This is a genomic window from Acidovorax sp. A1169, assembly GCF_030704685.1.
Classification (GTDB): Bacteria; Pseudomonadota; Gammaproteobacteria; order Burkholderiales; family Burkholderiaceae_C; genus Acidovorax.
The window spans coordinates 191,742-216,740 of the sequence record NZ_JAUZDX010000002.1 but is presented as its reverse complement, the minus strand read 5'-3'; the positions used below and the strand labels follow the sequence as shown (position 1 = coordinate 216,740).

Here is a 24,999-nt window from a genome sequence, read left to right as displayed (position 1 = left end):
ACACCATGCTGACTGCCACCGCACAGACCCTGCACATCCCCCCGCTGTCCGGCCCCTTGCTGGATGCCTACCTGGACGAAGCCGAGGCCCTGTTCGAGGCCAGTGAAGAAGATGAGAGCGGAGCAGACGGCCAGGGCGAGAGCGAGGAAGCCGGCCATGCCCGGCGCATGCAGGCCCTGGCCGACATGCTGGGACTGCAGCCCCTGCAGCCCGGATCGCTGGACGTGCTGCACCGCGTGCACCAACTGTGGATGCAGGCCGGCCAGCCGGCACAGGCCTTGCAGGCCATCGACAGCCATGCCGCCGCCCTGGTCGACGACCTGCCCGCCGCCGAGCGCCACCAGGCACAGGTGCACGCCGGCTTTGCCCGCACCCAGGCGCTGCGCGCCCTGCCCGAACAGGCTGCGCTGCTGCACCAGGCTCTGGACGGCATGGCGCGCCTGCTGGCTCAGCCGCCGCTGGACCAGCAGTCCGACCGGGCCTGGGAGCACCTGTCGGGCCAGGCCGAGCGCAGCAAGGACTACGGGGTGTGGCGCCGGTGTGCCCAGGCCCGCCATGCGCTGCAGGTGGTGCAGCCCGGGCGTACAGCCTACCGCGCCTGGGACGAAGCCGTGCTGGCCACGCGCCTGGCCGAAGTGGCCGCCGCCGAGGGCGATGCCAAGCAGGCGCAGCAGTTGGTGCAGCAGGCCATGGACCAGCTGCGCAATGCCGCGCCCGGACAGGACGTGGACCACGAGGACTGGCTGAAGCTGGGCGAGCAGTTCGTGGTGCTGGATCCGACTAGCATCGACACCATCGTGCAGCAGATCCGGGCGCGCATGCCGGCCGAGCTGTCCCGGCCGCTGCAGCGCGACGTCTCCGTGCGCCGCGCCCGCCTGCAGGCCCGGGCCCTGCAGCGCCAGGGCCGCCTCGACGAGGCCCTGGTCAAGGCCAGGCAGGGCCGCTTCGGCCTGACCGGCGACCAGGAAGACAGCTTCAGCATCTTCGTGCTCGACCTGCTGATCGAAGCCGGCCGACTGGACGACGCGGCACAACTGGCTTTCGAGAGCGCCAGCAGCCAGCGCCCCGGGTCGACGCAGCATGCCTGCACGGTCGCCCTTGCGCAGATGAAGGCGCACCTGGCCCGGGGCGCCACGCCCCACCCCGGCTGGCACCTGGCGCTGGCCAGCGCCGCCATGAACGACGCCGGCTGTGTGGAAGACCCCGAAGACCCCGCCGCCTTCATGGATCACCACCTCGCGCAGGTGCGCAGCGCCGTGCCGGAGCACCCGGCGCTGGCCTGCCTGGACGGGCTGCGCCTGTTTGCCGCTGGCGAACACGCGCGCGCCCTGCCGCTGTTGGAGACGGCAGCGCGCGAGCCCGCCATGGCCGCGCCCGACCTGCTGCAGGCGCTGTGGGTCAGCCGGGTCAAGGTGCATGGCGTCACCAAGGCGCTGCAACGGCCGTTTGCGGCCTCGCCCGCAGCCAGCTGGTGCTACAACCTCGGCGTATGGCTGGACTTCAACCTGCAGCAGGCCTGCGGCGCCAGCGACGACGGGAACTGGCCCGAGCAGGACATCGATGCCCTCAAGGCGCGCTACTACGAGGCGGCCGTGGTGCATTTCGATGCCTTCTTCGCCACCGGCGAAGGCTGGTTCCGCGATGGCGACGTGCACGTCTACTCCATGCTGTGCAACAACCTGGCCATCTACTACCGCTGGAACCTCAAGGAGTACGACAAGGCCATCGAACTGCACCACAAGGGCCTGGCCACCAGCCCCTTTGCGGAGCACCACAACGGCCTCGTGTCCTGCTATTCGGCGTCGGAACGCAAGGCCGAGCTCATCGCGGCGGCCGACCAGCTGTGGCACTACGCGCTGGACCATGGCTACGGGCGCCACGATCCCACGGACTACTTCAAGCGCGTGTGCCGCGCGCTCTACGAACTGGACCGCGACAATGAAATCGACATCTGGCTGCAGCGCCTGGATGAATGGTGGAACGGTCTCGACCGCGATGACCAGGCCGAGAACGAGGACGACTACCTCGGCGCCCTGCTGGTCATGCTGCGCAACCTGGCGTGGTCGCAGCCGGCCGACGCCCTGGCGCGGCTCGAGCAGGTGATGCCACGCGTGCTGGCCAATGCCCTGCCCGGCGTGCGGCGCGTGGCCGGCAACGTGTACGAGAACACCAAGCAGTACGAACGTGCCATGGCGCTCTACCAGGAGTCGCTCAAAATGGTGCGCCCGGGCGACGAGAGCGATGCCGAGCAGGCCGGCTACGCGCGCGACGACATCGCCAGCTGCAAGAAGGCCATGGCCGCCGGCAAGCCCTGGTGGAAGCTCTGGTAATGGCGCCCGGCGCCGCCGCACGCGGCACCTATGGCGCGCGCGACGTGGTCAACGCGCCGGCCATCCGCAGCGCCATCGAGCGGCGCAGCCAGGAGCGCAACGACCCGGAGGAGGTGCGTGCCTGGCTGGCCAACCACTTCTACCGGCATGTGGTGGGCAACCTGCAGGCCCCGGCGCCGGTGCTGCAGGCCGTCACGCAGCGCGGGCAGGCGCAGGCCCTGCTCAGGCCGGCGCCCGTGCCGGCCTGGGCGCTGGCCCGGCTGGGCGACGCCCCTGCGCGCCATGCGCCCGGGCCGGAAGCCCCGCTGTGGTGGATCGACCCCGAGGCCGATGCGGTGCTGGCGCTGGAGGCCCGGCTTGTGGAGTTCCTGCTGTCGCGCGACGGCACGGCGCTGCAAGGCAAGCTGCAGCGCGTGACCGCCCCGCAGGCGCTGGCCCTGTGGGCCGAAGAACATGCGGCCTACGAGGCCAAGGCCGCCGCCGGCTGGCGCGAGCACCAGAGCGAGGCCGTGGCGCTGGCATGGCAGGGCGAGCAGGGCCATTTCATCGAGTTTCGGCCGGACAGCGCGCACCTGCGCGCGGAGATGGCCTATGAAAGCCAGATGATGCGCCACTGCCTTGGCCAGTTCGCCAGCCGGCGCAGCCTGGCCGGCGGCTATGGCGAGCATTACGCCAAGGCCTGCGAAGAGGGGCGCATGCGCCTGTTTTCCTACCGCACGGCCAGCCACGTGCCGCACATCACCATCAGCGCCCATGTGCGCGAAGACGGCCGCCTGGCCATCGACCAGATCAAGGGCAGGCAGAACCGCCCACCCATCGAGCGCTACCAGGGCGAGGTGCTGGCGCTGCTCAACCAGTTGGCCACCTGCGAGGACGCGCCGCCCGATGCGCTGCAGATGGGCATCGTGCGCGCATCGCAGTGCTGGTGCGCCGTGCGCGACGTGGCGCTGGAAGCGGACCAGCTGCGCCTGGTGCAGGCCCGGCCCGCACTGGTGCGCGAGCTGCCCGCCCCATCGCCGCTGGTGCAGTGGCTGGTGGCCGCACGCGACCCGGCGCTGCTGCAGGGCCTGCCGCTGGCGGCCTCCGTGGCGGCGGCACTGGACGCAGCGGGCCTGCAGGCCACGGAGCGCACGCCATGATCGCCTGGCTGGGGTTCGCGCTGGGGTTGTGCCTCATGGCCTGGCTCGCCTGGCGGCTGCTGCTGTGGGTGCTGGGGCCGTTCCTGCGCTGGTACGGGCGCCCGCGCCTGCGCCGGCAGTATGTGCTGGACGCGCACTGGAGCTGGACCCTGGCCCTGGCCGACCCCATGGCCTTCGCGCGCATCCACGGCGGCTTTGCCGATGCGCGCATGCCGCGCCTGGCCGAGCCGCTGCAGCAATCCCTGCGCCCGGCCCTGCTGCACCTGCTGGGCCTGCGCAGCGACATGGCGGACGAGCAGGTCCGCGCCGCCCTGCCCGGGCACCTGCGCGAGCGCTGGTTCCGCATGGGCCTGGACGCCCTGCGCCCCGACGATGTCCCACGCGACGCCATGGCCCTGGCCTGCGCGCGTGTGGCCTTCGCCACCCGCACTGCGGCCCTGCTGGGCTGGCTGGACGAGGCCACGCAGTGGCAGATCCTGCACCACAACGCGCAGCGCGCGGCTGACTGCTTTCAGGGCTGGCAGGATTTCGGCACCGCCTGCGCGCGCGGCCGCCGCCAATGGGTGGCCCATTCGCGCGCCGACAGCCTTGGGGTGGCATTCACCGAAGACGACGTGGCGCAATGGGTGGCCAACCGCGACCACCCCTGGCACTGGCTGCCCTGGCCATTGCCGCCACCGCCCACGAAAAAGCCCTGAAGAGCGCTGCCTGCGCTCATTCAGGGCTGTGGGTGATGGAAGGCCAGGTTCAGAACGGCATTTTTGGCATGCCACCGCCGCCCAGGCCCTTCATGCCGCCCATCTTCTTCATCATCTTCATCAGGCCGCCGCCCTTCATCTTCTTCATCATGTCCTGCATCTGCTCGAATTCCTTGAGCAGGCGATTCACCTCCTGGACATGCACGCCGGCACCGCCCGCGATGCGCTTCTTGCGCGTGGCCTTGATGAGCTCGGGCTTGCGGCGCTCCAGCGGGGTCATGCTCTGGATGATGCCTTCCTTGCGCTTGATGTCCTTCTCGGCCTTGTCCATGTCCACGGCGCCAGCCTTGGCGGTGAACTGGGCCGGCAGCTTGTCCATGAGGCTCGACAGCCCGCCCATCTGCTTCATCTGCTGAAGCTGCGACAAAAAGTCGTTGAGGTCGAAGCCGTCACCGCTCTTGACCTTGGCAGCGAGCTTTTGCGCCGCCTCGATGTCCACGCCGGCCGTGACCTGCTCCACCAGGGCCACGATGTCGCCCATGCCCAGGATGCGGCCGGCATGGCGCTCGGCGTCGAAGACCTCCAGGCCGTCGAGCTTTTCGGAGACACCGGCGAACTTGATCGGCGCGCCGGTGATCTGGCGCACCGACAGCGCGGCACCGCCGCGCGAGTCGCCGTCGAGCTTGGTCAGCACGATGCCGGTGAGCGGCAGTGCTTCCTTGAAGGCTTTGGCCGTGTTGATCGCATCCTGGCCCTGCATGGCATCGACCACGAACAGGGTTTCTACCGGGTTCAGCGCGGCATGCAGGTCCTTGATTTCCTTCATCAGCACTTCGTCGATGGCCAGGCGGCCGGCCGTGTCGACCAGCAGCACGTCGAAGTAGTGCTTCTTGGCGTAATCGAGCGCGGCCAGGCCGATATCGAGCGGCTTCTGGTCGGGGGTGCTCGGGAACCACTCGGCGCCAGCCTGCTTGGTCACCGTCTTGAGCTGCTCAATGGCGGCCGGGCGGTAGACGTCGCCCGAGACGGTAAGCACCTTCTTCTTGCGCTTTTCGATCAGGTGCTTGGCCAGCTTGGCCGTGGTGGTGGTCTTGCCGGCCCCCTGCAGGCCGGCCATCAGGATCACGGCGGGTGGCTGGGCGGCCAGGTTGATGTCGGAAATGCCCTCGCCCATGGTGGCGGCAAGTTCGCGGTTGACGATGGAGACCAGGGTCTGGCCCGGCTTGAGCGAGCCCAGCACCTCCTGGCCCAGGGCCTTTTCCTTGACGCGGGCAATGAAATCACGCACGACGGGCAGGGCCACGTCGGCTTCGAGCAGGGCCATGCGCACCTCGCGCAGCATGTCCTGCACGTTGGATTCGGTGATGCGGGCCTGGCCGCGCATCTCCTTGACGAGGCGCGTGAGTTTGTCGGTAAGGGCGGAGGCCATAGGGATTGTTCCGGGTTTGCCTGCGGTGCGAGTGCATGCAGGCCCGCCAGGGCGCGGGCGGTGAGGCGAAAGACAACTAAACTGTGAACCATGATTTTACCCAGTGCTTCTCCCCTGGGCTGGCTGCTCGCGCTTGCCGCAGCGGCAGCCTATGCCATGCCGGCTGCCGCAGCGTCGCGCCTGGGGGCTGCGGGCATGCGCAACGCCCTGCTGGTCGCATGGTTGCTGCATGGCGCCACGCTGGTGCTGGGGCTGTGGAGCGAGGCGCCGCGCTTCGGCTTCGCGCCGGCGCTGTCGATGACGGCCTGGCTGGTGCTTACGGTGTACGCGGTCGAAAAGCAGCTGTTTCCGCAGATGCAGGCGCGCTGGGTGCTGGCAGCGCTGGGCGCGGCGGCCATCGTGCTCGCCATGGTGTTCCCGGGCCAGCCACTGCACGTGTCGGCCTCGGCCTGGCTGCCGCTGCACCTGGCCCTGGGCATTGCCTGCTACGGCCTGTTCGGCGCGGCGGTGGTCCATGCCTGGCTGATGACACGGGCCGAGCGCCACATCCGCCAGGCCGAAGACCCGCACAGCGGCATTCCGCTGCTCACACTGGAACGCCTGACCTTCCGCTTCGTGACGGCCGGCTTCGTGCTGCTCACCGCCACGCTGCTGGCCGGCTGGCTGTTTGGCGATGCGCTCTATGGCCGCGCCTGGCGCTGGGACCACAAGGCGATCTTCTCGCTGATGGCCTGGATCACGTTTGCCACGCTGCTGCTGGGCCGCGCACGCTTTGGCTGGCGCGGCCGCACCGCCGTGGGCGTTCTGTATGCCGGTGCAGGGCTGCTGTTGCTGGCCTATGTGGGCTCGCGCTTCGTGCTCGAAGTCATCCTGGGCCGCAGCGCATGAAGTACCTCGTTCTGCTGGTGGTGCTGGTGGTGGCCATCGGCATCTGGCGCAGCAACCGCGCCGCACCCAAGCCCCCCCAGCCCGGCAAGTCCCGCCCCCCGGCGCTGCCCCAGGACATGGTGGCCTGCGCGCACTGCGGCGTGCATGTGCCGCATGCCGACGCGCAGATCCAAGGCGACCTCGCCTACTGCAGTCTGGAGCACCAGCGCCTTGGCAAGCCCTGAGCCGACCATGGCGGACAACGTGTCGGGCAACAACTTGCTCGTGACGGTGGACGCGCCGTTCCTGCGCCTGTGGAAGGGCTTCCTGACCGCCCGGGTGATGGTCGCCATCGCCCTGGTGCTGCTGCAGACGCTCGGGCAGGCGGTCAATCAGGTGCTGGACCCCGCCGCACTGTCGGTCTCGGTGGCCTACCTCGTTGCCACCCTCCTGATGCGCATCCTGGCGCGCCACCGGCCGCCATCGCCGGGCACGGGCATGCAATGGCTGCCGTCCATCGGCGTCGATCTGGCGATGGTCTGCGCCCTGCAACTGCTGCACTCGGGCGCCTTGAATTACACCCCGCTCTTCGGCCTGCCGATCCTGATGGCGGCCGTGCTGGGCACGCTCACGTTGGCATTGGGCACCACGGCGGGTGTCACCCTGCTGCTGCTGGGTCTGGCGTGGCTGGGCTCGCGCTCCGGCGTCGACGACCCGCAGCGCTACCTGCAGAGCGCCCTCACGGGCACCGGTTACTTCATCGTCTCCTACCTGGTGCACCAGCTCGCCACGCGCCTGGCGCGCGAACAGGAAGTGGCCCAGCAAAGCCAGATGATGGCGCGCGTGCAGACGCAGGTGAGCGCCCTGGTGATCCAGAACCTCACCGACGGCGTGCTCGTCGTGGACGAGAACGACGTCGTGCGCACCGCCAACCCGGCCGCGCTGCAATTGCTCGGGCAACCGCCGCTGCCGCCGCTGCCCTTTTCGCTGACGCATGCGGCCGCATGGGATCCGCTGGTGAAGCTGGCACGCCGCACCTTTCGCCAGGAGCAACCCCAGACCGCCGATGCGGACCTGCTGCACCCCGGCGAGAGCCCCACCGGGCTGCATGTGCGCACCTGGCTGACCTCTTCGCGCACACCGGCCCGCGAGGCCGGCAGCGAGCGGCTGTGCGTGATGTTCCTGCACGACCTGCGCGAGATGCAGGCGCGCCTGCGCACCGAGAAGCTGGCCGCGATGGGCCGCATGTCGGCCGCCGTGGCGCACGAGATCCGCAACCCCCTGGCGGCCATCGTCCAGGCCAATGCCCTGCTGGAAGAAGACCTGACGGACCCCGGCCAGAAACGCCTGGCGCACATGGTGCAGCAAAACGCCGACCGCCTGGCACGCATTGCCGAGGAGGTGCTGGACATTGCCCGCGTGCAGCACCAGATCAGCCAGTCGCCGGCCTCCACCCTGCACCTGGACAGCGCCGTGGCCCAGATCTGGAGCGACTGGCAGGGGCAGGAGACGGAAAAACGGCGCGGCCTGATCGCGCTGAGCGCCGGCGATGCGCAGGTGGAATTCGACACCGAGCACCTGCGCCGCGTGCTGGTGAACCTGCTGGACAATGCCCTGCGCTACATGGGCCCGGAGCCCGATTCGCTGTGCATCACCACGCGCACCACCATCACGGGCCAGGTCAGCCTGCAGGTCTGGAGCGATGGCGCCCCCATGGACAAGTCCGTGGAGCGCCACCTGTTCGAGCCGTTCTTTTCGTCCGAAAGCCGCTCCAGCGGCCTGGGCCTGTACATCTGCCGCGAACTGTGCCAGCGCCACGGCGCCTCCATCGGCTACCAGCGCGTGGTGCGCCTGACCCAGCGCGGCGACACCGGCGGCAATGCCTTTACAGTCGGCTTTCGGCGCACCACCCGGCCCGCCGAGCCCACCTCCCTGTTCGACACGATTGTTGTCTAAAGCTCCATGAACGCCCCTGCTGCCTCCATCCTCGTCGTGGACGACGAGCCCGACCTGCGCACGCTCTACGAGCTCACGCTGCTGCGCGAGGGCTACCGCGTGGAGACCGCTGCCAGCGTGCAGGAGGCGCGCGAGCAGCTCAAGGCCCACCGCTTCGACGCGGTGATCACCGACATGCGCCTGCCCGACGGTTTTGGCATGGAGCTGCTGCAGGACCTGCGCGACCAGCAGCGCAAGGAGCGCTGCGTGGTGATGACGGCCTATGGCTCGGCCGAAAACGCCGTGGAAGCCCTGCGCGCAGGCGCCTTCGACTACCTGACCAAGCCGGTAGACCTGAAACAGTTCCGCTCCGTGGTGGCCTCGGCCATCCAGGGCACGGGCGGGGTGCCAGCGCCCCGCGCGGCACGCACCCCGGGCGGGCGCCAGAGCGGCACGGTCGATGCGCAGGCCTCTTCGTCGGCGCTGGACCGGCTGGTCGGCGAGTCAGCCGCCATGCGCAACGTCAAGCAGCGCGTGGCCAAGGTGGCGCGCGGCATGGCGCCGGTGCTGATCCACGGCGAATCGGGCACCGGCAAGGAGTTGGTCGCCCAGGCGCTGCACGCCAGCAGCCAGCGCGCAGACGGCCCCTGGGTGGCCGTGAACTGCGGCGCCATCCCCGAAAACCTGCTCGAGGCCGAGTTCTTCGGTGCCCGCAAGGGCTCCTACACCGGTGCCAGCCAGGACCGCGATGGCTACTTCCAGGCGGCACGCGGGGGCACCCTGTTCCTCGACGAGATCGGCGACCTGCCGCTGGCCATGCAGTCGAAGCTGCTGCGCGCCATCCAGGAACGCAGCGTGCGCGCCCTGGGCTCCACCCAGGAAGAGACGGTAGATGTGCGCATCGTCAGCGCCACGCACCGCGACCTGGCGGCCGACGTGCAGACCGGCCGCTTCCGCCAGGATCTGTACTACCGCCTCAACGTGATCGAGGTCGTGATCCCGCCGCTGCGCGAGCGGCGCGAGGACCTGCCCGCCCTGTGCCGGGCCCTGCTCGCACGCATCGCGCAAGAGTCGGGCATGCCCGTGCCGGCACTCACCGAGCAGGCCATACAGGCGATTGCCGCCCACCCGCTCACCGGCAACGTGCGCGAACTCGAAAACCTGCTGCACCGCGCCGTGGCCCTGAGCGAGGGGGACGAGCTGCACGTGGACGGCGTGGCACCGCCTGCGGGGGGCTTTCCGGCCGCCGCGGGCAGCGCAAGCCCGGCCCCCGCGCAGGCTTCAGACGCTGCGGCTTTCAACCCCGTCGCCGTGCCGGACACGCTGCAGGCGGAGGACGCATCGTCGCCCCGCCCGGCCCTGGGCGGGGCGCCCGGCTCCCCCATGCCAGGCGCCAGCACGCCCCTGCCCAGCGACCTGCAGGCCTGGCTGGACCAGCAGGAGCGCGACATCCTGGTGCGTGCACTGCGCGAGGCGGGGTTCAACCGCACGGCCACGGCGGCACGCCTGGGCATCAGCCTGCGCCAGATCCGCTACCGCATTGCGCGCCTGAACATCGCTGTGCCCAACGACCAGGATGCCCATGACGACATCGGCTGAGGGGCCGGACGCCGACGGTTCCCCCTGGGACCAGGGCTGGCACCGCTCGGCCGTGCGCCAGCCCTCGCCCAACTTCGGTCCGCGCCCTCCCACAGCGCAGATCGACCTGATCGTGCTGCACTCCATCAGCCTGCCGCCGGGCGAGTACGGGGGCCCGGCCGTGCGCCAGCTCTTCACCAATACGCTCGACTGGGACGCACACCCTTATTACCAGGGCATCCGTGGCCTCACGGTGTCCGCGCACTTTGTCATCGACCGCACCGGAGTGCTCTGGCAGTTCGTGGACTGCGACCAGCGCGCCTGGCATGCGGGGCCCTCGGCCTACCGGGGCCGCGCGCAATGCAACGACGACTCCATCGGCATCGAGCTCGAAGGCCTGGAGGGCGAGCGCTTCGAGACCGCCCAGTACGCCACGCTGGCCTGGCTGTGCCGTGACATTGCACGGCGCTATCCCGTCGCCCACCTGGCTGGCCACGAGCACATTGCCCCAGGGCGCAAGCGCGACCCGGGTGCAGGCTTCGACTGGGCGGGCCTGCAGCAGTCGCTGGCCTGGCCGCCGGAGTGCTTTCCGGTCGACACGCGGCCGGCCTCCACCCCCAGCGCCTGACCCCACGCACCGGGCCGGTGCGCGCAGGCCGCAGCATCCGCAGCGGATGTCGCAACAGCACGTCACATCACCGCCGCAGCAAAAATATTTTTTGCTGCAAATGCACAAACCGGTCGCTTCAATCTGCACGCGGTCTGCCATGCAAAACCGGGCCGCATCACGCGCCACTGCGTGGTTTTCACAGCCATCCATCGGACACAAGGCACATGTACGACAGGCCCCATAGGCCGATGCGGCGTGGGGGAAACATGCTGTTTCGGAATTTGGCGTCCCTGGCGGCGGTACACTACCGGTAGCGTATTGAACGCAACTGACACACCATATATAGTGTGCGACAGGCCAGAAACTGGCGCACCACTTCTCCCTCGCGGCGGCACTGCCACCCGCCTGCACATTCCAGACAGCACCCAAAAAGAGGACACCCATGCACGCTGCTTTGAACACGCCTTCATCCACCACCCGCCCCGCATCCCAGGATGCGCCCGAGGCATCTTCTGCTGCACCAGAGGGAGCGAAAACGTACTCCCATTACCAGATCATCCGCCGCAATGGCGCCGTGGTCCCGTTCGAGCCGCAGAAGATTGCCGTGGCGATGATGAAGGCGTTTCTGGGAGTGCACGGCACCCAGGGTGCGGCATCGGCCAGCGTGCGCGAAGTGGTGGACTCGCTGACCCAGAACGTCGCCCGCGCCCTGGCGCGCTCGCGTCCTGGCGGCGGCACCTTCCATATTGAAGACGTGCAGGACCAGGTGGAACTGGTGCTGATGCGCGGCGGCCACCACGAGGTGGCCCGCGCCTACGTGCTGTACCGCGAAAGCCGCACCCAGGAGCGTGCCCGCCACGTCGAGCAGGAAGCGGCTGCCGCGCCCGTCCCCGCACTGCACGTGCTGGACGGCGACAAGCGCGTGGTGCTGGACCTGGTGCGCCTGCGTGGCCTGATCGAGTCGGCCTGCGTGAACCTGGGCGCGGACATCTCGGCCCAGCCCATCGTGGCTGAGACCATGCGCAACCTGTACGACGGCGTCCCGATGGACGAGGTCTACAAGGCCTCCATCCTGGCAGCCCGCACGCTGATCGAAAAGGACCCCGACTACACCTACGCCACCGCACGCCTGCTGCTGCACACCATCGTGCGCGAAGTGCTGGGCCGTGAAGTCACCCAGGACGACATGGGCCAGAGCTACGTCGACTACTTCCCGCAGTTCATCCAGAAGGGTGTGGACAACGAGCTGCTGGACCCGCGCCTGCTGACGTTCGATCTGGCCCGCCTGGGCGCCGCCCTCAACGCCGACCGCGACCTGCAGTTCGACTACCTGGGCCTGCAGACGCTGTACGACCGCTACTTCCTGCACGTGCGCAAGACCCGCATCGAGCTGCCCCAGTGCTTCTTCATGCGCGTGGCCATGGGCCTGTCGCTCAATGAATCCGACCGCGAAGCCCGCGCCATCGAGTTCTACGAGATCCTCTCGAGCTTCGACTTCATGTCCAGCACGCCCACGCTGTTCAACAGCGGCACGCTGCGCTCGCAGCTGTCCTCGTGCTACCTGACCACGGTGCCCGACCACCTGGAAGGCATCTACGACTCCATCAAGGAAAACGCCCTGCTGTCCAAGTTTGCCGGCGGCCTGGGCAACGACTGGACCCGCGTGCGCGCCCTGGGCTCGCACATCAAGGGCACGAACGGCGAATCGCAGGGCGTGGTGCCCTTCCTGAAGGTGGTCAACGACACGGCCGTGGCCGTGAACCAGGGCGGCAAGCGAAAGGGCGCCGTCTGCACCTACCTGGAAACCTGGCACTTGGACATCGAAGAGTTCTTGGAACTGCGCAAGAACACCGGCGATGACCGCCGCCGCACGCACGACATGAACACGGCCAACTGGATCCCCGACCTGTTCATGCGCCGCGTGATGGAAAAGGGCACCTGGACCCTGTTCTCGCCCTCCGACGTGCCCGACCTGCACGACCTGTTCGGCACCGCCTTCGAGAAGGCCTACGTGGCCTACGAACAGAAGGCCGCGCGCGGCGAGATCAAGCCCTCCAAGACGGTACAGGCCACCGATATGTGGCGCAAGATGCTGACCATGCTGTTCGAGACCGGCCATCCCTGGATCACCTTCAAGGATGCCTGCAACGTGCGCTCGCCCCAGCAGCACGCCGGCGTGGTGCACTCGTCCAACCTGTGCACCGAGATCACGCTGAACACCAGCGACACCGAGACCGCGGTCTGCAACCTGGGCTCCGTGAACCTGCTGCAGCACTTGAAGGACGGCCAGATCGACCACGCCAAGCTGCGCAAGACCATCACCGTGGCCATGCGCATGCTGGACAACGTGATCGACATCAACTACTACGCGGTCACCAAGGCCCGCGACTCCAACCTGCGCCACCGCCCCGTGGGCCTGGGCCTGATGGCCTTCCAGGACAGCCTGTACGAGCTGCGCATTCCCTACGCCTCGCAAGCGGCCGTGGAATTTGCCGACCGGTCGATGGAAGCCATCTGCTACTACGCCTACTGGGCCTCGACCGAGCTGGCCCGCGAACGCGGCCAGTACGAGAGCTACAAGGGCTCGCTGTGGGACCAGGGCATCCTGCCCCTGGACACGCTAGACATGCTGGCCACGGCACGCGGCGGCTACGTCGAGGTGGACCGCTCGGCCACCCTCGACTGGGATGCCCTGCGCAAGAAGATCGTTCAGGACGGCATGCGCAACTCCAACTGCGTCGCCATCGCCCCTACGGCCACCATCTCCAACATCATTGGCGTGGACGCATCGATCGAGCCTTCGTTCGGCAACCTGTCGGTCAAGTCCAACCTGTCGGGCGAGTTCACCGTGATCAACGGCGGCCTGGTGCGCGACCTCAAGCGCCTGGGCCTGTGGGACGACGTGATGATCATGGACCTCAAGCACTTCAAGGGATCGCTGCACCCCATCGACCGCGTGCCGGCCGACATCAAGGCGCTGTACTCCACGGCCTTCGAAGTCGATTCGCAATGGCTGGTGGAGGCCGCATCGCGCCGCCAGAAGTGGATCGACCAGGCCCAGAGCCTGAACATCTACATGGCCGGCGCATCGGGCAAGAAGCTCGACGACACCTACAAGCTGGCCTGGCTGCGTGGCCTCAAGACCACCTACTATCTGCGCACGCAAAGCGCCACGCACGTGGAGATGAGCACCGTGAACACGCGCCAGCTCAACTCCGTGTCGTCGGGCAGCGATGCGGGCTCTGCGCAGGCCGCACCCGCCAAGCCCAGCGCGATGGAAATTGCTGCTGCAGCCGCTGCCGCGCAGGCCGCTGCGCTGCCTGCCACCGACGTCAAGTTCTGCGCCATCGATGATCCAACCTGCGAGGCTTGCCAGTAAGGCCTCATGAAGCGGCGCGCATGCAGACCCATGCACGCCGCTTCGGTGCTGTGAAGCAACAAAACGTTGCTGCGCAACGCTGCAGTGCTTTCCTTTTTGCAGCACTGCTTTCATAATCCGAACACTGGAAAATCTATGTTGTCCTGGGACGAAGAAGTCAAGCCCTCATCGCAAAATCAACTGGACGGTGGACTGCACAAAAGCCACCCGGCGGAACAGCCGCCTCTGTCTTTCCAGACCCCCTCCCTGCAAGAAGTGCATGCGTCGATGACGGCATCCGCAGCACAGCAAGCCACCCCTGCCGCAGCACCCGCGCACCGCCGCGTGAACGCTGCCGACAAGCGCATCATCAACGGCCAGACCGACGTCAACCAGCTGGTGCCATTCAAGTACAAGTGGGCCTGGGAAAAGTACCTCGCCACCTGCGCCAACCACTGGATGCCGCAAGAGGTGAACATGACGCGCGACATCGCGTTGTGGAAGGACCCGAACGGCCTGACCGAAGACGAGCGCCGCATCATCAAGCGCAACCTCGGCTTTTTCGTGACCGCCGACTCGCTGGCCGCCAACAACATCGTGCTGGGCACCTACCGCCACATCACCGCGCCCGAGTGCCGCCAGTTCCTGCTGCGCCAGGCGTTCGAGGAAGCGATCCACACGCACGCCTACCAGTACATCGTGGAGTCGCTCGGCCTGGATGAAGGCGAGATCTTCAACGCCTACCTGGAAGTGCCCTCGATCCGCGACAAGGACCAGTTCCTGATCCCCTTCATCGAAGCGATCATGGACCCCAACTTCCACACAGGCACCTTCGAGACCGACCAGACGCTGCTCAAGTCGCTGATCGTGTTTGCCTGCCTGATGGAAGGCCTGTTCTTCTACGTCGGCTTCACGCAGATCCTGGCGCTGGGCCGCCAGAACAAGATGACCGGCGCGGCCGAGCAGTACCAGTACATCCTGCGCGACGAGTCGATGCACTGCAACTTCGGCATCGACCTGATCAACCAGCTCAAACTGGAGAACCCGCACCTGTGGACGGCAGAGTTCAAGGCCGAGATCAAGGCCTTGTTCATGCAGGCCGTGGAGCTCGAATACCGCTACGCCGAAGACACCATGCCGCGTGGCGTGCTGGGCATGAACGCCTCGATGTTCAAGGGCTACCTGCGCTACATCGCCAACCGCCGCGCCACCCAGATCGGGCTGGAGACGCTGTTCCCCAACGAAGAAAATCCCTTCCCCTGGATGAGCGAGATGATCGACCTGAAGAAGGAACGCAACTTCTTCGAGACGCGCGTCATCGAGTACCAGTCGGGTGGCGCATTGTCCTGGGACTAGCCTCGCAGGTGCACGCACGCCATGGATCCCCACACCACGCCCTGCACGGACAACGCCCAAGCGCGTTGCCGTGCAGGGCGTTCCCGTGTTCATGGAGATGGGGTCAACCCCATCTCCATGGATCGCTTCATGTCCACTGTAGACACGAAGTGCTCTTTGCAAATTGACTCAAGGAGAACATGATGGCAACTGCGAAAAAAACCGCTGCAAAGAAGGCAGCTCCCGCGAAGAAGGCTGTAGCCGCAAAGCCGGTGGCAGCCAAGAAGGCCGCTCCGGCCAAGAAGGCAGCAGCACCAGCCAAGAAGGCCGCTCCGGCCAAGAAGGCAGCAGCACCAGCCAAGAAGGCCGCTCCGGCAAAGAAGGCAGCAGCACCAGCCAAGAAGGCCGCTCCGGCCAAGAAGGCAGCAGCACCAGCCAAGAAGGCCGCTCCCGCCAAGAAGGCAGCTGCACCAGCCAAGAAGGCCGCTCCTGCCAAGAAGGCAGCAGCACCAGCCAAGAAGGCCGCTCCTGCCAAGAAGGCAGCAGCACCAGCCAAGAAGGCCGCTCCCGCCAAGAAGGCAGCAGCACCAGCCAAGAAGGCCGCTCCCGCCAAGAAGGCAGCAGCACCAGCCAAGAAGGCTGCCGCTCCTGCCAAGAAGGCAGCTGCGCCCAGCAAGAAGGCTGCCGCTCCTGCCAAGAAGGCCGTAGCAGCGAAGAAGGCCGCCCCTGCGCCCGCCAAGAAGGCAGCTCCTGCCAAGAAAGCGGCCAAGGCCCCAGCCCCTGCGCCAGCTGCAGCCGCAGCCGCTCCCGCAGCGCAGACCACGCTGAACCCTCAGGCAGCATGGCCCTTCCCCACGGGCACCAAGCCGTAAGCCTTTGCCTTACGCGCTGCGCGCTCAACCCGGTGCTTCGGCACCGGGTTTTTTTATGCCCGGACGCAGAGTGCCGGGTGCCACGCCTGCGCCGCGCGTGGCACAGCTCGGCACGCGCACGGCGCACTGATCGGCTCACACAGGCTGGAAGTCGAGCGTGTAGCTTTGCGGGCCGCGCTGCGCGATCTTCAGGGCGCCGACACGGTTGCCCAGCTCGGCGCATTGCACCAGCGGCCAGCCACGCTCCAGACCGAAGAGCAGCGCACCACGCCAGGCATCGCCGCAGCCCGTGGGGTCCACGACGGCGGCAGGCACCACGGCAGGCACCAGCGTCTTCTCCCCCTTGATCCAGACTTCGCAGCCCTCGCCACCCAGCGTCACCACCAGGCCATCGACGCGCTGCGAGATCTCGGCCAGGCTCCAGCCCGTGCGGTCGCTGAGCATCTTGCCCTCGTAGTCGTTGACCGTGACCCAGGTCGCCTGCTCGATGAAGCGCGACAGCTCGGCGCCATTGAACATGGGCAGGCCCTGGCCCGGGTCGAAGACAAAGGGAACACCGGCCGCCACCAGTTGCGCCGCGTGCTCGATCATGGCGTCGCGGCCATCGGGCGCGATGATGGCCAGGCGGATGCCGTCGCCCGATTCGATGCGATTCGCATGCGCCTGCATCATGGCGCCGGGGTGGAAGGCCGTGATCTGGTTGTTGTCGCGGTCGGTCATGATCATGGCCTGGGCGGTGTGCACATCATCCACCTGGCCCACGAAGCGGCGGCTGATGCCCAGGGTGTCCAGGCGCTGCAGGTAGTCTGCAGCATCACTGCCCAGCATGGCCATGGGCAGGGGCTCGCCACCCAGCAGCTTCAGGCTGTACGCGATGTTGCCGGCGCAGCCACCAAAGTCGCGGCGCAGCGAGGGCACGAGGAACGACACGTTGAGGATGTGCAGTTGCTCGGGCAGGATCTGCTCGGCAAAGCGCCCCTCGAAGGTCATGATGGTGTCGAATGCCAGGGAACCACAGATAAGGGCAGCCATAGGTGGGAAGAGAGTAAAGGGTTGGAAAGAGAGGCCCGCGATTCCGGTGGGATCAGGGGTAGAAAGTCAGCAGCCGGTAGCCCGACACCCGCGAGGCGCCCGTGGTCACCACCACCGAGACCGAGGTGCTCCACTCGCCGCGCGCAGGCAGTTCGACGGGCGCAGCGAGATCGGCCGGCAGCAGCACGCGCCGCAGGACGGGCTGGTCCTGGGCATCGGTGAGGGTCAGCTCCACCGCCGGCATTTCCAGCGGTATCGTGGCGCGGCTCTTGACGGTGAGCGACAGCAGGTAGCCATCGCCACGCGCCTTGTTGAAGGACGAGCTGTCGATCACCACATCGGCAATCTGGCGCTGGGGCGCCAGCGTACAGCCCAGGTGCGCGCACAGTTGCTGCAGCCAAGGGCGCGCCCTGCTGTCCATCGCCGCGATGCGGTTGCGCTCCTGCACGGCAACCTGCACGGCCAGCACCCCGAGCAGCAGCACCAGCACCAGCGCCAGCAGCGAGCGCACGAGAGGCCGGCGCCAGAAGGCCTTGCGCCGCGCAGCCCGCACGAAGCTCACCTCCTCGGCATCGGGATGGCCGGCCGGCAGATCGTCCTCATCGGCATCCAGGGCGGTCGCCGCCGACTGCCCCCGCGCAGCGCCTGCGGGCACGGATCGGGGGACCGCTGGCGCCGATGCCGGAAAGACCGGATCGGGCATCAGCTCGAAATCCGGATCGGGAAAAGGCGTGATGGATTCGGAAAACCCGCTGGAGGGTGGTGGCGACGCCACGGGCGTGCGCCGGGGCGCAGGCTCGGGCGCGGCCACCGGCAGCATGGGCTGAGGCGCTGCTGCGGCGGGGCCGAACAGCGGCACGCCATCATCGTGGTCGTCGTCGGCATCGTCCGCTGGCAGCGCTGCGCGCCTGGCCGCCGGGGTAGGCAGATCGAGGGCGGGGTAGGCAGCGTCACCACCCACCCGATCCTCGGGCAAGGACATGATCTCCGTGTCGGGCCCGTTGTCGTCATCATCGCCATCGGGCAGGGAGTCGGAAAATTCTGCCACCGGCAGCTCGTATCCGGCAGGCACGGCCATGCCCTCGGCAGCCGGATCCACCCCCCTGGGCAAGGCCGGACTCGCCACCGGGGCCAGGTCGGCCAGCAGCGACGCGGCCAGCCCGGGCATCACACGGCTCTCCTCGCGTGGCGGTGGGGGCACGAATGCCGCTGGCGGGGGTATGGCCGCAGCAGGGGGCACAGCGGGTGCGGACCGGGGTGGCGCCAACGGCGGTACGGACGGCGCTCGCCAGCCAAAGGTCTGCAAGGGCTCCAGGCTCAGATCATCGGCACTGGGTGCAGTGGAAGGCGCACGCGCAGCCGAGAGGAACGCTGGAACGGTGGGTGCGGGAATATCGAACACCCGGCCAGGCGTGGCACCGGGACCCGCCGCCGCCGCGGGCGCCGCAGGCTGGGACACGCGGCCCGCCGCCTGGCTCGCCGGCGGGTCGAACACCCCCCAGGCACCACGCGCTTCGGGCTGCCGTGCAACCACCACCGGTGGTGGGCGGGTATCGGTCAGCGACACGTCGGGCAGCATCGGCGGGGGCGGTGCGGCCACCAGGTGCGCGGCCGCGTCGAACACCTCCTTGCACTGCCCGCAGCGCACCCAGCCCTCGGAAATGCGCAGCTGGTCGGCGACCACCTTGAATTGGGTCGCGCAGGCCGGGCAGCGTGTGATCTGGCTCATCTGCGGTCGATTGTAGGGGGCGGCGCAAGCCGCACCGCGCCATGCTTCAACGCGATGCCGTCATGAGGATCCAACCGTCCTCGGTGTCCGCCACTTCCAGCTTCACCCAGGGTGCGTAGGCCTCCTTGAGCTCCTCGGCCTGGCGCGCCAGGATGCCTGCCAGTACAAGGTGGCCGCCGGGCGCCACGTGGTTGCACAGCAGGGGCGCGAGCACGCGCAGCGGGGTGGCCAGGATGTTGGCCAGCACGGTCTGGTACTGGCCGCTGGCCTTGTCGGGCAGGCCGGCACGCAGCTGCACACCGTTGGCCTGGGCGTTCAGTACCGTCGATTCAACGGCCGCCGTGTCGATGTCCACCGCATCGATGTCGGTCGCACCGAACTTGGCTGTGCCGATGGCCAGGATGCCCGATCCGCAACCGTAGTCGAGCACGCGGCCGAAGGCAGCCGCGCCTTCGCCGGTGGCGCCCTTGCGGGCGATCCAGCGCAGGCACATGCGCGTGGTGGGGTGGGTGCCGGTGCCGAAGGCCAGGCCCGGGTCCAGCCGGATGCTGCGCACGGCCTCGGCGGGCAACTCGTGCCAGGTGGGCACGATCCAGAAATCAGGGGTGATGTCCACGGGGGTGAACTGCGATTGCGTGAGCCGCACCCAGTCCTGGTCGGCCAACTCGGCCATACCCAGCACCTGGCAACCCTCGAAGAAATCCTGCACCGACAGCAGCTGCTGCGCCTCACTGGCAGCCTCGCGGGTCGGGAACAGGGCCACGACGCGGCTGCGCTGCCAGCCGTCCTTGGGCGGCGGCATGCCGGGCTCACCGAACAGGGCCTGCTCGGCATCGGTCTGCGCATCGGCGTCCTCAACCGAGACGCTCAGCGCATCCAGCGCGTCCAGCGCGTCACTGACCGGCTCGATCCGGTCTTCGGGGCACATCAGCATCAGCTCGAACATGGGCGCAGGCCTCTCAGAAAAAATGAAATGCCGGCCCCCGTTGCCAGGGGCCAGCATATTGAACAACCACCGGTGCTGGCTCAGCGCTTGTGCTGGGACAGCCACTCTTCCAGGTAATGGATGTTGGTGCCGCCAGCCATGAACTTGGCGTCCACCATCAGCTCGCGGTGCAGGGGCACGTTGGTGTTGATGCCTTCGATCACCGTCTCCGACAGCGCGGTGCGCATGCGCGCCAGCGCCTGTTCGCGCGTATCGCCGTGCACGATGATCTTGCCGATCATCGAGTCGTAGTTCGGCGGCACAAAGTAGTTGGTGTAGGCATGCGAGTCCACGCGCACACCCGGTCCGCCCGGAGGGTGCCAGGTGGTGATGCGCCCTGGCGAGGGGGTGAACTTGTAGGCATCTTCCGCGTTGATGCGGCACTCGATGGCATGGCCCCGGATCTCGATCTGGCGCTGGGTGAAGGGCAGCTTCTCGCCCGCCGCCACCATGATCTGCGTGCGCACGATGTCCACGCCCGTGATCCACTCGGTCACCGGATGCTCCACCTGCACGCGGGTGTTCATCTCGATGAAGTAGAACTCGCCGTTTTCGTAGAGGAACTCGAACGTGCCCGCACCGCGGTAGCCGATCTTCTTGCAGGCGGCGACGCAGCGCTCGCCGATCTTCTCGATCAGCTTGCGGGGGATACCGGGGGCCGGCGCCTCTTCGATCACCTTCTGGTGGCGCCGCTGCATGGAGCAGTCGCGCTCGCCCAGGTAGACCGCATTGCGGTGCTTGTCCGCCAGGATCTGGATCTCGATGTGGCGCGGGTTCTGGAGGAACTTCTCCATGTACACCGCAGGATTGCCGAAGGCAGCGCCGGCCTCGGCCTTGGTCATCTGCACGGCATTGACCAGGGCAGCCTCGGTGTGCACCACGCGCATGCCGCGGCCACCGCCGCCGCCTGCGGCCTTGATGATCACGGGGTAGCCCACGGCCTTGGCAATGCGGCGGATCTGCACCGGGTCATCGGGCAGTTCGCCTTCGGAGCCGGGTACGCAGGGCACGCCGGCACGGATCATCGTCTGCTTGGCCGACACCTTGTCGCCCATGATGCGGATCGACTCGGGCGTGGGACCGATGAACTGGAAGCCGCTCTTTTCCACGCGCTCGGCAAAATCGGCGTTCTCGGACAAAAAGCCGTAGCCGGGGTGGATAGCCTCGGCGTCGGTCACTTCGGCGGCCGAGATGATGGCCGGCATGTTGAGGTAGGACAGCGACGAGGGCGCGGGGCCGATGCACACCGCCTCTTCGGCCAGCTTGACGTACTTGGCGTCGCGGTCGGCCTCGGAGTAGACCATCACGGCCTTCACGCCCAGCTCATGGCAGGCGCGTTGAATTCTCAACGCAATCTCACCGCGGTTGGCAACAAGGATCTTCTTGAACATGCGCGCCTTATTCGATCACGAACAGCGGTTGCCCGTATTCCACCGCCTGGCCGTTTTCGCCCAGGATGCGGGTGACCGTGCCCGACTTGTCGGCCTCGATCTCATTGAGGATCTTCATGGCCTCGATGATGCAGATGGTCTCGCCTTCCTTGACCTGGCTGCCGACTTCGACAAAGGCCTTGGCACCGGGGCTGGACGAGCGGTAGAAGGTGCCGACCATGGGCGACTTGACCACATGGCCTGCGGGCGCGGCAGGGGTGGGTGCGGGCAGTTCGGCCACGGGGGCGGCAGCGGCCTGGGCAGGCGCCTGCTGCTGCATGGGCGCTGGTACATACTGCTGCACCACGGCGCCGCCGCTCTTGACGATACGGACCTTGCCCTCGGCCTCCGTGATTTCGAGTTCGGACACATTCGACTCGGACACGAGATCGATGAGGGTTTTGAGTTTTCGCAGATCCATGAAAGCTCCAACGGCTAAAAACTGAACAGGGCGCGAATTTACTCCAAATTCGGCCTATGCCCGTCTTTGGGCCACAATTTTGATGAACGCCAGAGCGTCAAAAAGCCATTCAGGCCGGGAATAAAGGGAGCCAAAGGCCCGCCCCGCCTAGCGCAGGGCCGCCCACTGCTGCAGATCCTGCGCCGTGACCTGGCCCATTTTACGGTGCAGCACCCGGCCCTCCCCCCCCAAGACCACCGTGAAAGGCAGGCCTCCAGTGAGGTTTCCGAGCGAGCGCCCCAGGTCGGTGCCCTGCATGCCGGCCAGCCCGACCGGGAATTCCAGCGGCAGCCTGGTGAGAAATTTGCGCACAGAAGACGGCTGATCGATGGCCAGGGCTACCACCTGCCAGCCTTTGGGCGCATGTTCGCGGTAAAAGGCATTGAGCATGGGCAGCTCTTCAACACAAGGGGCGCACCAGGTCGCCCAGAAGTTGATGAGCAGCGGTTTGCCCAAAAAGCGCTGCAGCGGCAGGGTGGCCCCGTCCGGCGTTTCGAACTCCAGCGCCCACAAGGCCTTCTCCGCCCCGCTTTCCATGGCATGGGGCTGGAATTTCCACCACGCGACCCCTGCGCCCCCCACGGCGGCTGCGCCGGCGACACCCGCATACAGCCAGCGGCGGCGGGCGGGATCGGAGAGGGTGTCAGGGGAGGTGGCGGGCAAAATCTCGGGAGCGGGGGTCGTCATGGAGCAGGGGTTTCCGTATCTTGGAGCAGGCGGCGCACAGCCGTGATGTCACCGCGGGGCGAGCGCCCCTTGGCATCGGGCCGCAGGGCACCACGCAGGTCATCGAGGTCGTAGATCAGCAGATGGACTCCGATCATCTCGCCCAGTTCAGGCGATTTGCTGCCCAGGCTCAGGGCCTCGACCGACTCGCCATGGAAACCGGACACCGTGCGCGGCTCGTAGTCCACATGGTGGTCGATGAGCGCAATTTCGGCAGATTTGGAATCATCGCAGAACAACTGCAGATAAATGTCGGACAGGCGGGTGGCCGTGCCGTGCCAAACGGCACCGCCCAGATGGGGACGAAAGGCCGCCATGCGCTCCATCCAGACCAGGGCCAGTTGGCGCAGTGCGCGCAGTTCGCGCGGCTGGGTGTCGGCGCAGAACAGGGCGATGTACTCGCGCACGGCCTCCTCCACCTGGTCGTTGCCGGGCAGCGCCGTGCGGGCGGGCAAGCCCATTTCGCGCAGCGCACGGCGCTTGGCGGGGCCCCACTCCATCCCTTCCTCGACGACGATGCGGGCGGTGGTATTGGCGATTTCGGCACTCAGAGGTGTGTTCATGGCGCAAACCAGGCAGTGGAGGCTCCATTGTGGCGCGAACGCGCCGTCGGGGTGGCCCGCATGTCCCCACAACACAGCCGCCCACAGGGCCATGGCGCGCGAAGGACTATCAATTTCATAGCTCCTCAGGCAGGCCAACCTTGTGGCGTGGGCCCCTGGGTTTGAAAAGTAGAATCGTCGCCCATGCATATACACATACTGGGCATCTGCGGCACCTTCATGGGCGGCCTTGCGGCCCTGGCCCGCGAGGCGGGGCACCGGGTCACAGGCTGCGACGCGGGTGTCTACCCGCCCATGAGCGACCAGTTGCGCGCCCTGGGGATCGAGCTGATCGAAGGCTTCGGACCGGAGCAACTGGCCCTGAAGCCCGACATGTTCGTGGTAGGCAACGTGGTCAGCCGGGTCCGGCTGGCCGATGGAAGCCCCAAGTTCCCGCTGATGGAAGCCATCCTGGACGCCGGCCTGCCCTACACCAGCGGCCCCCAGTGGCTGGCCGAGCGTGTGCTGCAGGGCCGCCATGTGCTGGCCGTGGCCGGCACGCACGGCAAGACCACCACCACCTCGATGCTGGCCTGGATCCTGGAAAGCGTGGGCCAGCAGCCCGGCTTTTTGATCGGCGGCGTGCCGCTGAACTTCGGCGTGTCGGCGCGTCTGGGCGCGGCCGAACGACCGCACGCCGGTGACGGGGCGCTGGGCGCGAGCCCCCTGTTCGTGATTGAGGCCGACGAGTACGACACGGCCTTCTTCGACAAGCGCAGCAAGTTCGTGCACTACCGCCCACGCACGGCGGTGCTGAACAACCTGGAGTTCGACCACGCCGACATCTTCGACGACCTGGCTGCCATCGAGCGCCAGTTCCACCACCTGGTGCGCACCGTGCCGCCCTCGGGCCGTGTGGTGGTCAACGGGCTTGAAGAAAGCCTGGCGCGCGTGCTGCACGCCGGCTGCTGGAGCAGCGTGAGCAGCTTCGGTACGGCCGTGGGTGATTTTTCCGCCGTGGGCGAGCCCCAGGCGTTCGATGTGGTGCAGCAAGGCCGCACCGTGGCGCGGGTGGAGTGGTCGCTCACGGGCGTACATAACCAGCTCAATGCACTGGCCGCCATTGCCGCGGCCCACCACGTGGGTGTGGCGCCCGAACAGGCGGCACGGGCGCTGGGCCAGTTCCAGAACGTCAAGCGCCGCATGGAATTGCGCGGCACGGTGAACGGCATCGCGGTGTACGACGATTTCGCCCACCACCCCACCGCCCTGCGCACCACGCTCGATGGCCTGCGCCGCAGCCTGGACCCCACGGCGCGCATCCTGGCGGTGTTCGAGCCGCGCAGCAACACCATGAAACTCGGCGCCATGAAGAGCCAACTACCCTGGGCGCTGGAGTCCGCCGACCTGGCCTTCTGCCACACGGCGGGACTGGACTGGGACGCCGCCGAAGCGCTGTCACCCCTGGGCGTGGGCCCCGGCCAGCGCGGGCAGACCGCCCCCGACATCGACACGCTGGTGGCCCAGGTCAGCGCCGCAGCGCGGCCCGGGGACCACATCGTGTGCATGAGCAATGGCGGTTTTGGCGGCGTGCATGCACGCCTGCTGCAAGCGCTGGCGAGATAACAGGAACTAGAAAGTTACTGCCATTGCAGGCACGTCGACCCGCACCACGGGCCGGGCGAGGGCCGCACTGGCGGCGCGCGCAAAGTCGCGCGACCATTGCACATCGCCCATCAGCGGGCTGCCAGCGGCCTGCGCCACGGTGAGCACCTTGTCGGCCAGCAGCACCTTGCCGCTGGCGCGCAGGGGTTCGCAATCGAGGCTGGTGAACTGGTCGTCGAGCCAACGGCGCCCCTCCTCGTGGGTCATGGGCTGGGCGTTCGCAAGGTCAAAACGGAATTCCTGGTTGCCCGCAAGGCGGACGGAGACTTCGCTGTGCAT

The 24,999-nt window shown here is 67.6% G+C and carries 21 protein-coding genes; 12 read left to right on the top strand and 9 right to left on the bottom strand.

Annotated elements, in window-relative coordinates:
- The first annotated feature begins 5 nt into the window (after positions 1 to 5).
- From QYL93_RS04215 to QYL93_RS04205, 3 genes are read left to right on the top strand one after another with little or no spacing between them, the layout of a single operon-like run.
- A complete protein-coding gene (locus tag QYL93_RS04215; protein WP_305742483.1) occupies positions 6 to 2,330 on the top strand; it encodes a hypothetical protein in 2,325 nt (774 codons plus the stop codon).
- Positions 2,315 to 3,469, top strand: a complete 1,155-nt coding sequence (locus QYL93_RS04210) for a hypothetical protein (protein ID WP_305742482.1) — start codon at positions 2,315 to 2,317, stop codon at positions 3,467 to 3,469. Before QYL93_RS04215 ends, QYL93_RS04210 begins: the two co-directional genes overlap by 16 nt.
- On the top strand, positions 3,466 to 4,167 hold the full coding sequence (locus QYL93_RS04205) for a DUF1266 domain-containing protein (RefSeq protein ID WP_305742481.1): 702 nt from the start codon (positions 3,466 to 3,468) through the stop codon (positions 4,165 to 4,167). Before QYL93_RS04210 ends, QYL93_RS04205 begins: the two co-directional genes overlap by 4 nt.
- Positions 4,168 to 4,216: 49 nt before the next feature.
- On the opposite strand, the gene ffh is transcribed toward QYL93_RS04205, so the two are convergent.
- The gene (gene ffh, locus QYL93_RS04200) at positions 4,217 to 5,596 is read right to left on the bottom strand and encodes a signal recognition particle protein (protein WP_057201719.1); all 1,380 of its coding nucleotides are present in this window, start codon (positions 5,594 to 5,596) and stop codon (positions 4,217 to 4,219) included.
- A gap of 90 nt (positions 5,597 to 5,686) precedes the next feature.
- On the opposite strand from ffh, the gene QYL93_RS04195 reads away from it, so the two are divergent.
- From QYL93_RS04195 to QYL93_RS04160, 8 genes are all read left to right on the top strand, one after another.
- A complete protein-coding gene (locus QYL93_RS04195; protein WP_305742480.1) occupies positions 5,687 to 6,484 on the top strand; it encodes an inner membrane protein YpjD in 798 nt (265 codons plus the stop codon).
- The gene (locus QYL93_RS04190; RefSeq protein WP_305742479.1) at positions 6,481 to 6,708 is read left to right on the top strand and encodes a PP0621 family protein; all 228 of its coding nucleotides are present in this window, start codon (positions 6,481 to 6,483) and stop codon (positions 6,706 to 6,708) included. The genes QYL93_RS04195 and QYL93_RS04190 overlap by 4 nt, the downstream gene beginning before the upstream one ends.
- Before the next feature lie 7 nt (positions 6,709 to 6,715).
- Positions 6,716 to 8,419 (top strand): ATP-binding protein, encoded by a 1,704-nt coding sequence (locus QYL93_RS04185; RefSeq protein WP_305742478.1) that lies wholly within the window; start codon positions 6,716 to 6,718, stop codon positions 8,417 to 8,419.
- Positions 8,420 to 8,425: 6 nt separating this feature from the next.
- Positions 8,426 to 9,997 carry a sigma-54 dependent transcriptional regulator gene (locus QYL93_RS04180; RefSeq protein ID WP_305742477.1) on the top strand — a complete coding sequence of 524 codons (1,572 nt, stop codon included), beginning with the start codon at positions 8,426 to 8,428 and terminating at the stop codon, positions 9,995 to 9,997.
- A complete protein-coding gene (ampD, locus tag QYL93_RS04175; protein ID WP_370876936.1) occupies positions 9,975 to 10,604 on the top strand; it encodes a 1,6-anhydro-N-acetylmuramyl-L-alanine amidase AmpD in 630 nt (209 codons plus the stop codon). Before QYL93_RS04180 ends, ampD begins: the two co-directional genes overlap by 23 nt.
- A 424-nt stretch (positions 10,605 to 11,028) precedes the next feature.
- Entirely contained in the window at positions 11,029 to 13,965 is a 2,937-nt protein-coding gene (locus tag QYL93_RS04170; RefSeq protein WP_305742475.1) for a ribonucleoside-diphosphate reductase subunit alpha, read from the top strand.
- 135 nt (positions 13,966 to 14,100) lie between these two features.
- Positions 14,101 to 15,300, top strand: coding sequence for a ribonucleotide-diphosphate reductase subunit beta (locus QYL93_RS04165; protein ID WP_305742474.1), 1,200 nt, complete (start codon positions 14,101 to 14,103; stop codon positions 15,298 to 15,300).
- A gap of 182 nt (positions 15,301 to 15,482) precedes the next feature.
- Positions 15,483 to 16,151 carry a histone gene (locus tag QYL93_RS04160; protein WP_305742473.1) on the top strand — a complete coding sequence of 223 codons (669 nt, stop codon included), beginning with the start codon at positions 15,483 to 15,485 and terminating at the stop codon, positions 16,149 to 16,151.
- A 135-nt stretch (positions 16,152 to 16,286) separates the two neighbouring features.
- Here QYL93_RS04160 and QYL93_RS04155 read toward each other — a convergent pair whose 3' ends face one another.
- The 7 genes from QYL93_RS04155 to QYL93_RS04125 form a co-directional block, all read right to left on the bottom strand.
- The gene (locus QYL93_RS04155; RefSeq protein WP_305742472.1) at positions 16,287 to 17,183 is read right to left on the bottom strand and encodes a carbohydrate kinase family protein; all 897 of its coding nucleotides are present in this window, start codon (positions 17,181 to 17,183) and stop codon (positions 16,287 to 16,289) included.
- A gap of 52 nt (positions 17,184 to 17,235) precedes the next feature.
- Positions 17,236 to 18,912, bottom strand: coding sequence for a DUF3426 domain-containing protein (locus QYL93_RS04150; protein ID WP_305742471.1), 1,677 nt, complete (start codon positions 18,910 to 18,912; stop codon positions 17,236 to 17,238).
- Positions 18,913 to 18,958: 46 nt separating this feature from the next.
- The gene (gene prmA, locus QYL93_RS04145) at positions 18,959 to 19,858 is read right to left on the bottom strand and encodes a 50S ribosomal protein L11 methyltransferase (RefSeq protein WP_305742470.1); all 900 of its coding nucleotides are present in this window, start codon (positions 19,856 to 19,858) and stop codon (positions 18,959 to 18,961) included.
- Between the two features lie 80 nt (positions 19,859 to 19,938).
- Entirely contained in the window at positions 19,939 to 21,288 is a 1,350-nt protein-coding gene (gene accC, locus QYL93_RS04140) for an acetyl-CoA carboxylase biotin carboxylase subunit (protein ID WP_057201710.1), read from the bottom strand.
- A 7-nt stretch (positions 21,289 to 21,295) separates the two neighbouring features.
- Positions 21,296 to 21,748 (bottom strand): acetyl-CoA carboxylase biotin carboxyl carrier protein, encoded by a 453-nt coding sequence (gene accB / locus QYL93_RS04135; RefSeq protein WP_057201709.1) that lies wholly within the window; start codon positions 21,746 to 21,748, stop codon positions 21,296 to 21,298.
- 147 nt (positions 21,749 to 21,895) lie between these two features.
- Entirely contained in the window at positions 21,896 to 22,474 is a 579-nt protein-coding gene (locus QYL93_RS04130) for a TlpA disulfide reductase family protein (RefSeq protein WP_305742469.1), read from the bottom strand.
- On the bottom strand, positions 22,471 to 23,076 hold the full coding sequence (locus QYL93_RS04125; protein ID WP_057201707.1) for a hypothetical protein: 606 nt from the start codon (positions 23,074 to 23,076) through the stop codon (positions 22,471 to 22,473). The genes QYL93_RS04130 and QYL93_RS04125 overlap by 4 nt, the downstream gene beginning before the upstream one ends.
- Positions 23,077 to 23,259: 183 nt before the next feature.
- Here QYL93_RS04125 and mpl point away from each other — a divergent pair, with 183 nt between their 5' ends.
- Entirely contained in the window at positions 23,260 to 24,681 is a 1,422-nt protein-coding gene (gene mpl / locus QYL93_RS04120; RefSeq protein ID WP_305742468.1) for a UDP-N-acetylmuramate:L-alanyl-gamma-D-glutamyl-meso-diaminopimelate ligase, read from the top strand.
- A 6-nt stretch (positions 24,682 to 24,687) separates the two neighbouring features.
- Here the strand turns inward: mpl and QYL93_RS04115 are convergent, their stop codons facing one another.
- Entirely contained in the window at positions 24,688 to 24,999 is a 312-nt protein-coding gene (locus QYL93_RS04115) for a hypothetical protein (RefSeq protein ID WP_305742467.1), read from the bottom strand.